The sequence below is a fragment of the Aestuariibius insulae genome, from assembly GCF_040783535.2.
GTDB lineage: Bacteria > Pseudomonadota > Alphaproteobacteria > Rhodobacterales > Rhodobacteraceae > Aestuariibius > Aestuariibius insulae.
This window is the reverse complement of record NZ_JBFONW020000001.1, coordinates 820,523-834,472: the sequence shown is the minus strand read 5'-3', so window position 1 is coordinate 834,472 and position 13,950 is coordinate 820,523. Positions and strand designations below refer to the sequence as shown.

Sequence of the window (13,950 nt, the reverse complement as noted above, 5' to 3'; positions counted from 1 at the left end):
CGAGCCTTATCCCGTGAGGACGGACGGCCCTGTCTGCGCGATGCAGCGGATCGTGTCGGGACGGCCTGCGATCTCGACGACAGTCGACGTTGTTTCGGCGGTGGGGCCAGTGAGGGCGCCGCGGGCGATCAGGATGATCTCGGAGGAGGTCGCATTGTCGATCACGCAATCGGTGACTGGGGCGACCTGAAGGCCAGGGAAGCGGGTTGCGATGATGCCGCTGACGACGCTTTTGGCCGACTCCCGCGCGAGGGAATCAGCAAAGTCGGGATTGGTGGTGCAGGCGGCCGTCAGGGAGACCGCCGCCATGAAGAGGAGCGGTCTCAATAGACCCTTGCCTTTGGCTCGATCTTCTTGAGGTCGATGCCGCCTTCGTTGTGGCCCATGAGCGGGTTGAGATGGACCGGACGGTAGGTTAGATCGACGCCGCCATTGACCCAGGCCAGCGTGTGTTTGCGCCATTCGGCGTCGTCACGGTCGGGGAAATCCTCGTGGGCGTGGGCGCCGCGGCTTTCCTTGCGGGCTTCGGCGGAGACGACGGTGGCCAGAGCGTTGGGCATGAGGTTGGTCAGCTCCAGCGTCTCCATCAGGTCGGAGTTCCAGACGAGGGACCGGTCGGTGACGGCAAGATCGTCGACCTTTCCAGCAACTTCCGTCATGTTTTCAACGCCTTCCTTGAGCGTCTCGGAGGTGCGGAAAACGGCTGCGTCTTTTTGCATAGCCTTCTGCATCTCGAGCCTGAGCTCGGCAGTGGTCGTCGTGCCCTTAGCGTGGCGCAGGCCATCGAAGCGCGCGAAGCCCTTGTCGATGCTGGCTTGATTGGGCTTGCCCGCAGCAGCTTCGGCATCGACGATTTCGCCTGCCTTGATGGCGGCGGCGCGACCGAAAACAACGAGGTCGATCAAGGAGTTGGAGCCCAGACGGTTGGCACCGTGGACGCTCGCACAGCCCGCCTCGCCAACAGCCATGAGGCCAGGTGCGATCCGGTCAGGATCATCTTGTGTCGGGTTCAGCACCTCACCCCAATAATTGGTAGGGATACCGCCCATATTGTAGTGAACCGTCGGCAGGACCGGGATCGGTTCTTTGGTCACGTCCGCCCCGGCGAAAATCTTTGCCGATTCGGAAATGCCGGGAAGACGCTCTGCGAGGGTCTCTGGCGGCAGGTGCGAGAGGTTGAGGTGAATGTGGTCCCCCTCGGGGCCGACCCCCCTGCCCTCGCGGATTTCCATCGTCATGCAGCGCGACACCACATCGCGCGACGCGAGGTCTTTGTAGGTCGGTGCGTAGCGCTCCATAAAGCGCTCGCCTTCCGAATTGGTTAAGTAGCCGCCCTCGCCCCGTGCGCCTTCGGTAATGAGGCAACCGGCGCCGTAGATGCCAGTGGGGTGGAACTGCACGAACTCCATGTCCTGAAGCGGAAGGCCCGCGCGCGCGACCATGCCGCCGCCATCGCCGGTGCAGGTATGGGCCGAGGTCGCCGAGAAGTAGGCGCGACCATAGCCGCCTGTCGCGAGCACGGTCATCTTGGCGTTGAAGACGTGGAACGTGCCGTCCTCGAGCTTCCAGCAAAGGACGCCCTGACAAACGCCATCGTCGCTCATGATGAGGTCGATGGCGAAGTATTCGATGTAGAATTCGGCATTGTTCTTAAGGCTCTGGCCGTAAAGCGTATGCAGGATCGCGTGCCCCGTGCGGTCAGCAGCGGCGCAGGTGCGCTGCACCGGTGGGCCTTCGCCGAACTTCGTCGTGTGGCCGCCAAAGGGGCGCTGGTAGATCTTGCCATCCTCGGTGCGGGAGAACGGGACGCCATAATGCTCAAGCTCGTAGACGGCCTTGGGCGCTTCGCGGGCGAGGTATTCCATCGCGTCGGTATCGCCAAGCCAGTCGGAGCCTTTGACCGTGTCGTACATGTGCCATTGCCAGTGGTCGGGGCCCATATTGCTGAGGCTGGCCGCGATGCCGCCCTGGGCCGCAACGGTATGCGAGCGGGTCGGGAAGACCTTCGTCACGCAGGCGGTTCTGAGGCCCTGTTCGGCCATGCCGAGGGTCGCGCGGAGGCCGGCGCCTCCGGCACCCACCACCACGACGTCATAGTCATGCGTCTCGTAGTCGTAAGCGGCCATAATTCCTGTCCTTTTCCTAAACCGCGATGCGCGCCACGGCGAAAACGCCTGCGGCGGCGGCGGAGATGCTGAGGCAAATCATCGCGATGATGAGAAGCTTGCGGGCGACGCCGTGCACATAGTCCTCGATCAGGACCTGCACACCGCCCTTGAAGTGATAAAAGCCGACCGCGAAGGTCAGCGCTGCGATCAGTGCGGGAAGCGGTTGGCGGTAATAGGCCATCACCTCTTCATATGGTTTTCCAAGGGCATAGCCGAAGGTGAAAACGAAAAGCGGCATCAGGATCAGCAGAGCGGTGGAGCTGACCATCATTGACCAGTGATGTTCGGTGCCTGACTTGGCGGAGCCCAGGCCAACGGCGCGTTTGCGGTCTGTCATGAAGGACATCTGCGTTCTCCTCAGACGATGATTGCGGTGATGATGGCCAGAACGACGGAGCCGCCGATCATGACGTAGCCCATCGTGTAGGAGCTTTTGAGATCAAGGCCGTAGCCGTTGTCCCAGATGAGGTGCCTAAGACCGCCCAGCGTGTGATACCAAAGCGCCCAGACGCTAAGGAACAGGACCAGGTCCCCGAACCAGCTGCGCAGGAAAGCGTCAGCGGTTTCAAAGGCTTCCGGGCCAGAGGAAGCCGCGAGGAACCACCAGACGATCATCAGGGCCGAGACCAAAAGCGCGTTGCCCGTCAGGCGCACGAAGATCGAGGTCATCGAGGTCATCTGCGGTTTGTAGATGCTCAGATGCGGTGAGAGGGGCCGGTTGCCCCGGTTCACGTCGGCCATGGTGTATTCCCGATCCTTGGACTGTCGCTCGGCCTCTTATCTGGAACAATTCCAGACAGATGTCACGGGGCAGCGGCGCGGATTAGTGTCGCGGAGGAAAGAAACCGGCTTTTGTGATCACGTTGATCGGATCTCGTTAGAGATAGAGGGTTAACAGCCAGGATATCGCGATTTTGGGGTTTCGGTATCCGGTCGGTATCGCGTCGGTATCTGGTCGGTGGATTTTCGGTGCCACGCGCCTTTAACGGACCGCGCGTTGCCCGGCGGCGTCACGGCCCTCGACACGCAGGGTGCCGAGGGCCGGATTGTCAGTGCCGCGTGTCCAGAAGCGGCGCGCCGTTTTGGGCGTGCTGCCGGACAAGCTGGTTCTGGTTCTTGTTCGACGGGATCGGGCGGCGAGGTTCAGGAGCGCCGGATTGATCCGCGATTTGAGGGAAGAGGGTCATGATCTCCTCCCGTGCAGCCGGAGCGAGGGCCTTGAGCGCTTCGGGACCGGTGAAGAGGCTCTCGGTCGGGGCGCCTTCGGCGTAGATGACCTCGTGGCTGTCGAAGAGGAGGTGGATATATTCCACCTCGTGCACCTCGGTATCGACGAAGATCCCAGGCAGCTCGGTCAGACGGATCGCCGCAACGAGGACCTCCGGCTCTCCGAAGAGGCGCTGCGCGATGGCAGAGCGCACGAGCATCCGGTGCTGGCGCGAGACCAGCAGGTCGCGCTTGGGCAGACCGTCCCCCAGAGCGCCCGCGCAGATGCGGATCGGGCGGAGTTTGGGATTGGCCTGCATCTCGGCGGCGGTGATGACGCGGCTGAGACGGTGGGGCGCGCTGCGATATTGCCCGTCGATGGTCAGGACTGTCATGTCGTCGCGCAAATCCTCGACTTTCACGTCGCCGTCGGACGTCTCCACCAGAGTGCCGCGGGTCAGACACGGCACGGATCCGGGATTGGGATCGTCTTCGGGGGTGAACGTCTCGCCGTCGTCGCTGACGATCGATCCGCCGCGAGGGTCGGGGCCGACTTCGGTCGATGTCAGACCGTTGGCCGGGCCTTCGGTTGCGGTGATCGCTTCAGGCGTGTCGCGGAAGGATACGAAGGAATAGACCTCTGCCCCTTCAGAGAGGGCGACGCCGTTGCTTCGTGCCACGCCGTTGAACGTGTCGGAGCTTTGGGTGTCGATGACGTAGACATCCTTGCCTTCCGACTGGGTCGGCGTGATGCCGTCAAGCGAGTTAGACGTCCGGACGGTTCCGTCGGACCGGTAGATTGTCAGCTCGAGCGCCGAGACGTCGGTGCCTTCGTCGACTGCGATTTCGATGAAATCGCCATCGCGATTTCCAACGTATTTGATTTCAGAGAGGAATGGATCAGCCATGGGGAAGCTCCTGATGAGATGTTTCGAACACTGCCACTCATTGGGTAGAGCGCTACCACATGGGAATCGGCATTGGACACCTCGGGCGGCGGGGTCGGCCGGTTCGGTTCGGCATCTGTCTGCTTACGATGCGGCGAAGATCGCCGATGCCGGATCGCGAGGCGGATTTATGCTGGCATCAGAGCCCAGTAATCCAAGTCCAGAAGCACCTCCGGACGGTATTTGCCCGCCTCGTCCTTGAGATCGCCCGCCGCGCCCTTAGTGGCGACAAGACGTAGGCGGAGGGCCGCCACTGTTTGCGATAGCGGCGCCTTGTCCAGCACTTCGGACCAGGCGCGGACGGTGTCACCCGCGAAACAGGGGTTGGCATGGGCGCCTGCATTGATCGCCGCGATCATCTGGGCGTTGGCCAGACCGTTGAAGCTGAGCGCGCGGGCGAGGCTGATGATGTGGCCACCATAGATGAGGCGCTTGCCGTCCTGGCGGTGGGTGGCGTCGAAATGGACCTTCGCGGTGTTCTGCCAGAGGCGGGTCGCCATCATGTGCTCGGCTTCTTCGATGGTGACGCCGTCGACATGGTCGATGACCTCTCCGATGTCGTAATCGGACGCGCGGTGCGGCTCTCCGGCCAGGGCGGTATCATAGTTGGCGAAGGTGAGGCCTTCGGGGAGGGCGAGGTCCTGGGCCGCGACATGGGGAGCGAGATCGGGGATCGTGGTGTCGGGGGCGGAAGCCTCGGGGTCGCGTTTGCGGACCATGACCCAACGCACGTAGCTAAGCACAGGCTCTTCATTTTGGTTGAGGCCTGTCGTGCGGACCCAGACGACACCCGATTTGCCGTTGGAGTTCTGCTTGAGGCCGATCACCTCGGAGACGGCGCGGAGCGTGTCGCCGGGCCAGACGGGTCTGAGGAAACGCCCCTCGGCATAGCCGAGATTGGCGACGGCATTGAGCGAGATGTCAGGGACGGTCTTGCCGAAGACGGTGTGGAAGGCGATCAGATCGTCGAGCGGGGAGCCGTCGAGGCCCGAGTTGATCGCGAAGAGGTCCGAGGAGTAGAGCGCGAAACGTTGCGGATAGAGCGCGTGATAGAGCGCCCGCTCGCCTTCGGCGACGGTGCGGGGGACCGCGTGGTGGATGACCTCGCCAAGGCGGTAATCCTCGAAGAAGCGGCCGGGGTTGGTTTTCATTGCGCGCCCAGTTTCATGTCGGGGTCATAGGGTGCCTCGACCTCTTTGGTCACAGCCTGGGCGCATCGCATCACACCGTTGGCTGCGTCGAACGCGTAGGAGGGCGAGCCGTGCAGGCTCCACCCTTTGGCGAGCGCCTCGGTGACCTTGTGGCAAAAGGCGGAGGTGTCGTCGGCGGTCAGCAGGCGGTAGAGCGTTGTCATGTCGTCAGCCTCCTACCGGCCAGGGGCCGAGCCAGCCGTGAATAAAGATCACGATCACATAAAGGACGACGGCGGCGATGGGGGCCGTGATCTCCTTGCGGGCGATGGGATGGGCGGGTTTGACCCATTCGGTCTGGCGGTTCAGGACGACGATCTCGGCGATGGCCCAGGCCAGCAGGCCGCCGAAGAGGATGAGGGACGGAAGATCCCCGTTCACCAGCAGATGCGCCGCGGCGAAGATCGCAAAACCGGTGAGCTGCGGATGGCGGATGAGGCGGGTGATGCGGATCTTCGCGCCGGAGGCGGCGAAGAGGTAGAAGGCGATCAGCATCAGCAGGTTGTTGAGATGCCGCGTCCAGCTGCCGAGATCCCACAGGAATATCGTGTCGGACCAGCGGTAGCCAAAGATCATCGCGACGACCGAGACGATCAACGCGGCGGTCACGGCGCCCTTGCCCGCCTCGCCCATCGCGGCCCGGCGTTCGGGTGCGATCCGCTTGAAGAAGTGGGCGCCGGCCCAGAGGGCGACGCCGAAGATCAGCAGGAGATATCCCATCAGGTGTCGCTTTTCTCGATAAGGCGGGCTTTTGCGAGCGTGGCCCGTGCGGTTTCGATATGCAGATTTTCGACGATCTGGCCGTCGACGACGGCGACCCCCTGCCCTTGCGCCTCGGCCTCTTCGAAGGCGGCGATCTGGCGGCGGGCGAGGTCGATTTCGTCCTCCGAGGGGGCGAAGGCGGTGTTGGCGATGGCGATCTGGGCGGGGTGGATCAGCGATTTGCCGTCGAAGCCCATAGCGCGGCCTTCGGTACATTCGGCTTTCAGTCCATCCTCGTCCTTGAAGGCGTTGTAGACGCCGTCGATGGCCACGATGCCCGCGGCACGCGCGGCCAGAAGGCTAAGCTGAAGCGAGGTCATCAGGGCGGAGCGACCCTTGGCCTGTAAATCCTTGGCCAGATCGTTGGTGCCCAGAACAAAGCCTGCCATGCGGGGGGCGGCGGCGATATTGGCGGCGTTCAGCACGCCTTGGGGCGTTTCGATCATCGCCCAGATGGCGGTGTCGGCATAGCCCGGCAGCTTGTCCATTTTGGCGGCCAGTGCCTCGATATCCTCGGCGCCGTTCACCTTGGGCAGCAGGATCCCGTCGGGGGTTTCGTTGGCGATCTCGGTCAGGTCATCGCGGGACCAGCCGGTGTCGGTGCCGTTGATGCGCACGATGCGGGCGCGGTCGCCGTAGCCGCCTTCCTCGAGCGCGGCGCGCAGGGTGAAGCGGGCGGTCTCTTTTTCGGTTGGGGCGACGGCATCCTCGAGATCGAAGAGGATCGCATCGACCGGCAGCGTGCGGGCCTTTTCCAGCGCGCGGGCCTTGGAGCCGGGGATGTAGAGGGCTGAGCGATAGGGACGGATCGTCATGGAAGCCTCCGCACGATTGTTGCGCCGGGGATGGCATGAACAGGCCGGATCGTTCAAGGCGATAGTCACGCAACACCCCGCCGGACGCGCCGTTAACCCATCGCCAAGGTGCCGGGCGCAGCTTTCCCCCATTGGATAGAGGAAAGGACGGCGGCGATGAGAGAGCGGATCTATATCATAGCAGGATTTTTCTGGGCCTGCGCGGCGGCACTGGCGGCAACGGGCGTCGCGGCGGACGGCGGGCCGAAATGCGCAGAGCGGGAGCGAGTGATCGCGCTGCTGGCCGAGCAATACGGCGAAAGCCGCCAAAGCATCGGGATCGCGGCCAATGGATCGTTGATGGAGGTCTATGCCTCTGAGGTGACGGGAAGCTGGACAATCACCGTCTCTGCACCGGATGGGCCGATGTGCCTGATCGCGTCGGGGCAGGCCTATAGCCACCTCGCCGAGGCGCTGCCGTCGCGCGACGAAGGGGCCTGAACGAGGCGATTCTCTGGGGGCGCAGCCTTGGGGCTTGCCTTTGAGAAAGACCGGTCTCGCTGGGGCGGAACCGGTCTTTTTGCTGTTTGGCGAAGGGCTTAACCGGGCCGCCCGGGAAGGCTTGCGCGGGCCGGGGTGGCGCGGTAGGCCTCCCCGCGACCAAAACCGAACGCGGAGAGCTCTTCGATGGCACGACCCAAAATCGCCCTTATCGGCGCCGGACAGATCGGCGGCACGCTGGCCCATCTGGTCGCGCTCAAGGAACTGGGGGACGTGATCCTCTTTGATATCGCGGATGGCACGCCGCAGGGCAAAGCGCTTGATATCGCGGAATCCGGCCCTGCCGAAGGGTTCGACGCCAATCTAAAGGGCACCACCGATTACGCCGATATCGCGGGCGCCGATGTCTGCATCGTGACCGCGGGCGTGCCCCGCAAACCGGGGATGAGCCGCGACGATCTGCTGGGCATCAACCTCAAGGTCATGAAGGCCGTGGGCGAAGGCATCAAGGCGAATGCGCCTGAGGCGTTCGTGATCTGCATCACCAATCCGCTCGATGCGATGGTCTGGGCTTTGCGCGAGTTTTCCGGTCTGTCGCACGAGAAGGTCTGCGGGATGGCGGGCGTGCTGGACAGCGCGCGGTTCCGGCATTTCCTGGCGGACGAGTTCGACGTGTCGATGAAGGATGTGACAGCCTTCGTGCTGGGCGGTCATGGCGATACGATGGTGCCGCTCACGCGCTATTCGACGGTAGCGGGCATCCCTCTTCCCGATCTGGTGAAGATGGGCTGGACCAGCCAGGAGAAGCTCGACGCGATTGTGCAGCGCACCCGTGACGGCGGCGCCGAGATCGTTGGTCTTCTGGGCAACGGATCGGCCTACTACGCGCCCGCGACGAGCGCGATCCAGATGGCGGAGAGTTATCTGAAGGACCAGAAGCGCGTCCTGCCTTGCGCGGCCTATGTGGACGGCGCCTACGGGCTGGACGGATTTTACGTGGGCGTTCCGACCGTGATCGGCAAAGGCGGCATCGAGCGCGTCGTCGCCATCGAGCTGGCCAAGGACGAGCAGGCGATGTTCGACAAATCGGTCGATGCGGTGAAGGGCCTTGTCGAGGCCTGCAAGGGGATCGACGAGACGCTGGCCTAGCGTCGTGGCGGAGGCGAGCGAACCGCGCGGCTTTGTCCTCGCCTCCAGCGGCGAAGGGTTCGCGCCCATCGCCTTTCATGCCGGACAGTACCTGCGGGAAGTACATCCGGATGCGCTGATCGATTTCTATACCGATGAAGAAGGGCTCGATCTCGGCCCGTTCGACAGGATCGTCAAGCTGGAGCGGTCCTGGCACCGGCCCAAATTCGAGGCGCTGCGCCGGACCCGGTTCGAGCGGGCGATCTATATCGACACAGATGTCATCACGCTCGCCGATCTGAGCGATGTCTTCGATGTGCTCGACCGGTTCGACATTGCAGGCGCCCATGCGGACCGGCGCGGCAACGCGTTCAACTCGCGCGGTTGGCGGTCAAGCGTTCCGCCGGCTTTTCCGCAGATGAATTCCGGCGTGATGGGCGTCAAGAAAAGCCCGGAGATCCTGAAGCTCTGGCAGGATACCGAGGCCGCCCTGGCCGAACCGGACCAGAAGAAGGATCAGATCCCGCTGCGCGAGCTGCTGTATGAGAGCGACCTGCGGATCGCGACATTGCCGGTGGAGTACAATCTGGTCAGTCAGCGGCAGATCGATGCGATGAAGGTGGGCTATGCGGCGGCCCCTCGCGTTCTGCATCTGCACCGCCTGCACAAGCATCTGCGCCGCGACATGCCGCAGGAGACAGATCTTTCGGCCCTGCTTGGACATGGCCGACTGGCCCGGATCGCCAAACTGCTGGAGGCGGATGTCACGCTGGAGGGCCGGAACGTCGCGGATCTGTCCCGCTGGCGCCAAGGCTGGCGGGCCCGGCTGGCCGATCTGACGGTGCGCTGAGGAGTGGGGATGTTTTGCCGGCCTATAGCCAGCCCGGCCATGGGGATCGATGTCGTCATGCAGGGTAGGTAGTATCGAGATTGTTTGTGGGTCTCGAGTTGATTTCAGTGTGGTTAAATCTGCCGTCAGCCAAGGAGATGTTCGTCAGGATCATCCGACGCTCTTCTTCCTCTATACGCAAAGCTACACGAGAATTACTTCTTCGGCGAGACGACGGGCGAAGAACAAAGTATTTTTCGAGGTGGCCTGTTGAGTTCGCAGGTCTAACCCCGATGAACTCGGTCAATGACCCACGTTTGGAAGTAAATTTCTAAAGACTGAAATTAAAGAGCAGTATGGGCTTGCCGAGCATTTACTTTATGCATCTGGCCATCTTAAAAAATTTTCTCTTCCGAGACTCCGCTGCAGTTTCGATACAGCATCGGTCTGATTATTAGCGATCTCGAGAAAGTTTTCGAGAGTTTTTCGTGGAAACTGGAATATAGCAAGAAAGAAGTTGATCGCTTGAAGTCAGAAATTTTAGGTACTTTGACCGAACGAACCCTACGACTTATTGGATTGATCTCTCAGGAAGAAAGAACGCGCATCCAAATCGCGAAAACAAAACTAGAGACAGCAGAGAAAGAACTTCGGAACCGCCTTTCTGTGCAGTCCCGGCGGGATGTGTTCAAGGAGGGCCGTCTATCTCTTGGAGGTCATTACCAAGAGGGCAGAAAGTGGTAGAGGCTTTCATCGGTAGAAGTGAGAGACATAAAAAGGTATTATTGCGGATCTTTCGGAGTTTTATAAGAGCGCGAACCAGTATGGCACTATTGAGAAATCTTTGAATGAATGCGTTCTACAAATCATTTCGGCTGAGCCAGAGGTGTACCAACTGCTCCCGCAGAACCTCAGAACGCTTCTGGAGAAAGACTACCGAAATCCAAGCTGGGGTGATGATATGTGGCACTAGATCGGGGGCTGGGGCGGCGAGGTTCAGGAGTCGGCGACGATCAACGAGAAGAGTATTTTACTGTTTCAGGCTGCAAGTGACGAGATTGTCCGCTTCATGTGGGGCGATGTCGGGCTGATGCAGTTCTGGATTTCTGCGGAGGCGCTTGCAGAGCGCGATTGGTCCAAGGTTCAGGTGACTGTTGAAGGTCACTGAAGGAACCTGTGGTACTCACCTCTATCTTGGCTTCGTGTTGCGCCCCTGTTTTATAGGGACGATTAACCTTGCAATACAAATTTGTGATCACACCTATTTTGACTGTGATCACAATTGCTGGTTTTCCGCCGGTTCACACTGAATCCCCTTTGATCGCGGGGGCGGGCGTGGCAGACCGGGGCTGATCTGATGCCAGCCAAGGAGACGTTGCGGTGAACATTCACGAATATCAGGCCAAGGCCCTTCTTCGCAGCTATGGCGCTCCGGTGTCGGATGGGCGTCCTGTGATGCGGGCCGAAGAGGCCAAGACGGCGGCGGGCGCTCTGGACGGACCGCTTTGGGTCGTGAAGGCGCAGATCCATGCAGGCGGGCGCGGCAAGGGCTCGTTCAAGGAGGCGGATGCGGGCGAAGCGGGCGGTGTTCGGCTGACCAAGTCGGTCGAGGAAGCCGCCGAGGAAGCCAAGAAGATGCTCGGCCGTACGCTGGTGACGCACCAGACGGGCCCGGCAGGCAAGCAGGTGAACCGCATCTATATCGAAGACGGCTCGGGCATCGAGACCGAGCTGTACCTCGCCCTGCTTGTGGATCGTCAGACCTCGCAGATCAGCTTTGTCTGCTCGACCGAAGGCGGGATGGATATCGAGGAGGTCGCGGCCTCCACCCCGGAGAAGATCCTGAGCTTCAGCGTCGATCCGGTGACGGGCTACCAGCCGTTCCATGGACGGCGGATCGCCTTTGCGCTCGGCCTTGAGGGGCAGCAGGTCAAGCAATGCGTCAAGCTGATGGGCACGCTCTACCAGATGTTCGTCGACAAGGACATGGAGATGCTCGAGATCAACCCGCTGATCGTGACCGACAAGGGCGATCTGAAATGCCTCGATGCGAAGATGGGTTTTGACGGGAACGCGATCTACCGCAATGACGATATCGCCGCGCTTCGCGACGAGACCGAGGAAGATCCCAAAGAGCTGGCCGCGTCGAAATACGATCTGAATTATATCGCTCTGGACGGTGAGATCGGTTGCATGGTGAACGGCGCGGGTCTGGCCATGGCGACGATGGATATCATCAAGCTTTACGGCGCGGAGCCTGCGAACTTCCTTGATGTGGGGGGCGGCGCGACCAAGGAGAAGGTGACGGAAGCCTTCAAGATCATCACCTCCGACGAGAACGTCAAAGGCATCCTGGTGAACATCTTCGGCGGCATCATGCGCTGCGACGTCATCGCCGAGGGCGTGGTCGCCGCGGTCAAAGAGGTCGGCCTCAAGGTGCCTCTGGTCGTGCGGCTCGAGGGGACGAATGTCGAGAAGGGCAAGGAGATCATCAACACCTCCGGCCTCGACGTAATTGCAGCGGACAATCTGAAAGACGGCGCGCAGAAGATCGTGAAGGCGGTGAAGGGGTGAGTGCAGTGAGAGCGATCGGGACGGCTGCGGCTATTCTTGTCCTCGCCTCCTGCGCCCAAACTGGATCATCTGGGCGTGAAGGAGTGATAACCTCTGACGTGCAGACAGTCGTGGCCGACGCCGCTCGGGCCTGCGTCGCGCGCCTGAGCGACGGGCAAAGCCTCAATACGCTGGTGGCGCGCGGCTTCAGATCATCTCGCAACGAATATGGCATACGTGTTCCCAACCCTAATACAGTCGGAAGCAGCAGTATCAGCGTCCGCGAACGTGAGAATACCTGCCAAGTGCGGGTCTCTCCGGCAATGTTCAACGAAACGTCGATACTCTTCGATGTGGCAGAGGACGCGTTGCTTGGCGCAGGGTATCGCGAGGAAATCGTTCAGATCAACGGTGCGCTTGGCCGCAAGGTCTTCGTTCGTGGATCTGCACGAATCGAGCCTCGCATCCGCACCGGATCTGGCCGGGCCGAGCTGATATTGTCGCGGAGGGACTAGGCGACTTTTGAAAGAGGGAACTTGGGTTGATGCGTCTGATGGCGTTGTCAGCCCCCCATATACCGAACAACACAGACCAAGGACGATTAAGACGTGCGTATACTTAAGACGATGGCCTGCGCGGCTGCATTGATGGCGATGGCTGGTTGCGAAGCCCCCGGAGTTTCAGCACCGGGCCGGGTCACCGAGGGTGCCCAGACGGCGCAAGCCTCTCAGTTCACGAGCGCGAAGCCGGAGCTTGTCCTCAAGGCGCAGCAGGTCATCACGGCCTGCGTCGAGGAGTTGCCGGATCGCCGTGCGGTGCGCGGGCGGTTGCAGGATATCGGGCTGCGGTCGGAAGGCGTGTTCGAGAGGGACAACTATTACACGCTGGATGGCCGGAGACTTGTCGCCGTGGTGTCGATCGACAGCGACCGGGAGGCCGTTTGTTCGGTCTTTGTGAGCGAGATGTCGGAAGAGGAAGCGACGATCCTGGCGGGCCTGGCCGCGGAGCCCCTGGACGCGACGCGCTACGGCACCGATGGGGTCGATATCGCTGCGGTCTGGGCGCTTGAGCGGGAGGGCCGGGCCTTCATTCTTGCCGCTCTCGAGCGGCAGAACCTGCGGATCATGCGCGGCGCGGGCGTTGCCGTCATCCTTGACGACGAGCCACTGGAGATCGTGGAAAACTAGAGTGATGTGATCGCCCCGGGGAGGGCTGTTCGGATGTCGGTTCAACAGGTGGACAGAAGAGGAAAGGCCGGTTTTGGCCGCGATGCCGGCCTGACTGCCGGTCAAGCGGGCGGGATCGCGCTGAGCGGGCGCGTGAGCCCGCGCGTTGGTACAGGCCTGGCTGCAGCTGCGCTAAGTCTTGCACTGTCCCGGACCTGAAGGAGCCACACGATGCGTCTTGCCCTCTGTTTTGCCCTTTTCCCCGCCACCGCCTTTGCCGATCCGCTTGCCGAGATGGGAGAGGCCTGTGTGACGACCGATCCCAAGCAGCTGATGGCAGCCGGCAAGATCCTCGAGGAGCGTTTCGGCTATGAACGGACGGCGGGGATCGAGGGGATGGAGACGTATATCTCTTCGGACAAGAGCCGGACCGTGTTTTTGATGGGCGACGGTGCGGCGGCCTCTTGCGTGATGGTTCTGACGGCCAAGGACGAGGCCCGGATCAACAAGATCACAGGCAAGCTCGACCAGTTGGCTTCGGGCCAGCCGGGCAGCACCGAGATCGAAGGACCCGGATCGCACTATCACTGGGTCGCCGATGGCCATGACGTCACCGTCGGCCATCAGATCGCCGAGAACGGCGAGGATCTGATCCTGACCTATGAACTTGGCGGAGCGGGGTCGTGATCTGCGCCGCCTCCCGATA

Annotated in this window: 17 protein-coding genes; 8 read left to right on the top strand and 9 right to left on the bottom strand. The window is 61.8% G+C overall.

Features of this window, described 5'->3' with window-relative positions; translation table 11 throughout:
* Window positions 1–6: 6 nt before the first annotated feature.
* From AAD018_RS04000 to AAD018_RS03960, 9 genes are all read right to left on the bottom strand, one after another.
* Window positions 7–327 (bottom strand): succinate dehydrogenase, encoded by a 321-nt coding sequence (locus AAD018_RS04000; RefSeq protein ID WP_367313414.1) that lies wholly within the window; start codon window positions 325–327, stop codon window positions 7–9.
* Window positions 324–2,126, bottom strand: coding sequence for a succinate dehydrogenase flavoprotein subunit (sdhA, locus tag AAD018_RS03995; RefSeq protein ID WP_367313415.1), 1,803 nt, complete (start codon window positions 2,124–2,126; stop codon window positions 324–326). Before sdhA ends, AAD018_RS04000 begins: the two co-directional genes overlap by 4 nt.
* Before the next feature lie 16 nt (window positions 2,127–2,142).
* Entirely contained in the window at window positions 2,143–2,514 is a 372-nt protein-coding gene (gene sdhD, locus AAD018_RS03990) for a succinate dehydrogenase, hydrophobic membrane anchor protein (protein ID WP_367313416.1), read from the bottom strand.
* 11 nt (window positions 2,515–2,525) lie between these two features.
* The gene (sdhC, locus tag AAD018_RS03985) at window positions 2,526–2,909 is read right to left on the bottom strand and encodes a succinate dehydrogenase, cytochrome b556 subunit (RefSeq protein ID WP_367313417.1); all 384 of its coding nucleotides are present in this window, start codon (window positions 2,907–2,909) and stop codon (window positions 2,526–2,528) included.
* A gap of 308 nt (window positions 2,910–3,217) precedes the next feature.
* Window positions 3,218–4,282 (bottom strand): Hint domain-containing protein, encoded by a 1,065-nt coding sequence (locus tag AAD018_RS03980; protein WP_367313418.1) that lies wholly within the window; start codon window positions 4,280–4,282, stop codon window positions 3,218–3,220.
* A 167-nt stretch (window positions 4,283–4,449) separates the two neighbouring features.
* On the bottom strand, window positions 4,450–5,472 hold the full coding sequence (locus AAD018_RS03975; RefSeq protein ID WP_367313419.1) for a MaoC family dehydratase: 1,023 nt from the start codon (window positions 5,470–5,472) through the stop codon (window positions 4,450–4,452).
* Window positions 5,469–5,675: a DUF1737 domain-containing protein gene (locus AAD018_RS03970; RefSeq protein ID WP_367313420.1), complete on the bottom strand. Its 207-nt coding sequence runs from the start codon at window positions 5,673–5,675 to the stop codon at window positions 5,469–5,471. The genes AAD018_RS03975 and AAD018_RS03970 overlap by 4 nt, the downstream gene beginning before the upstream one ends.
* A 4-nt stretch (window positions 5,676–5,679) precedes the next feature.
* A complete protein-coding gene (locus AAD018_RS03965) occupies window positions 5,680–6,231 on the bottom strand; it encodes an NnrU family protein (RefSeq protein ID WP_367313421.1) in 552 nt (183 codons plus the stop codon).
* Window positions 6,231–7,088, bottom strand: coding sequence for an HpcH/HpaI aldolase/citrate lyase family protein (locus AAD018_RS03960; protein WP_367313422.1), 858 nt, complete (start codon window positions 7,086–7,088; stop codon window positions 6,231–6,233). The genes AAD018_RS03965 and AAD018_RS03960 overlap by 1 nt, the downstream gene beginning before the upstream one ends.
* Window positions 7,089–7,244: 156 nt before the next feature.
* On the opposite strand from AAD018_RS03960, the gene AAD018_RS03955 reads away from it, so the two are divergent.
* The 8 genes from AAD018_RS03955 (at window position 7,245) to AAD018_RS03920 (ending at window position 13,931) form a co-directional block, all read left to right on the top strand.
* Complete coding sequence (locus tag AAD018_RS03955) at window positions 7,245–7,568, top strand: hypothetical protein (RefSeq protein ID WP_367313423.1); 324 nt, start codon at window positions 7,245–7,247, stop codon at window positions 7,566–7,568.
* Window positions 7,569–7,754: 186 nt separating this feature from the next.
* On the top strand, window positions 7,755–8,717 hold the full coding sequence (mdh, locus tag AAD018_RS03950; RefSeq protein WP_367313424.1) for a malate dehydrogenase: 963 nt from the start codon (window positions 7,755–7,757) through the stop codon (window positions 8,715–8,717).
* Between the two features lie 4 nt (window positions 8,718–8,721).
* Window positions 8,722–9,546, top strand: coding sequence for a hypothetical protein (locus AAD018_RS03945; RefSeq protein ID WP_367313425.1), 825 nt, complete (start codon window positions 8,722–8,724; stop codon window positions 9,544–9,546).
* A 952-nt stretch (window positions 9,547–10,498) separates the two neighbouring features.
* Window positions 10,499–10,693: a DUF1963 domain-containing protein gene (locus tag AAD018_RS03940; RefSeq protein ID WP_367314207.1), complete on the top strand. Its 195-nt coding sequence runs from the start codon at window positions 10,499–10,501 to the stop codon at window positions 10,691–10,693.
* Window positions 10,694–10,905: 212 nt separating this feature from the next.
* Complete coding sequence (gene sucC / locus AAD018_RS03935) at window positions 10,906–12,099, top strand: ADP-forming succinate--CoA ligase subunit beta (protein WP_367313426.1); 1,194 nt, start codon at window positions 10,906–10,908, stop codon at window positions 12,097–12,099.
* Between the two features lie 110 nt (window positions 12,100–12,209).
* The gene (locus tag AAD018_RS03930; RefSeq protein WP_367313427.1) at window positions 12,210–12,593 is read left to right on the top strand and encodes a hypothetical protein; all 384 of its coding nucleotides are present in this window, start codon (window positions 12,210–12,212) and stop codon (window positions 12,591–12,593) included.
* A gap of 93 nt (window positions 12,594–12,686) precedes the next feature.
* Window positions 12,687–13,265, top strand: a complete 579-nt coding sequence (locus AAD018_RS03925) for a hypothetical protein (RefSeq protein WP_367313428.1) — start codon at window positions 12,687–12,689, stop codon at window positions 13,263–13,265.
* A 210-nt stretch (window positions 13,266–13,475) separates the two neighbouring features.
* Window positions 13,476–13,931 carry a hypothetical protein gene (locus tag AAD018_RS03920; RefSeq protein ID WP_367313430.1) on the top strand — a complete coding sequence of 152 codons (456 nt, stop codon included), beginning with the start codon at window positions 13,476–13,478 and terminating at the stop codon, window positions 13,929–13,931.
* Window positions 13,932–13,950 lie beyond the last annotated feature (19 nt).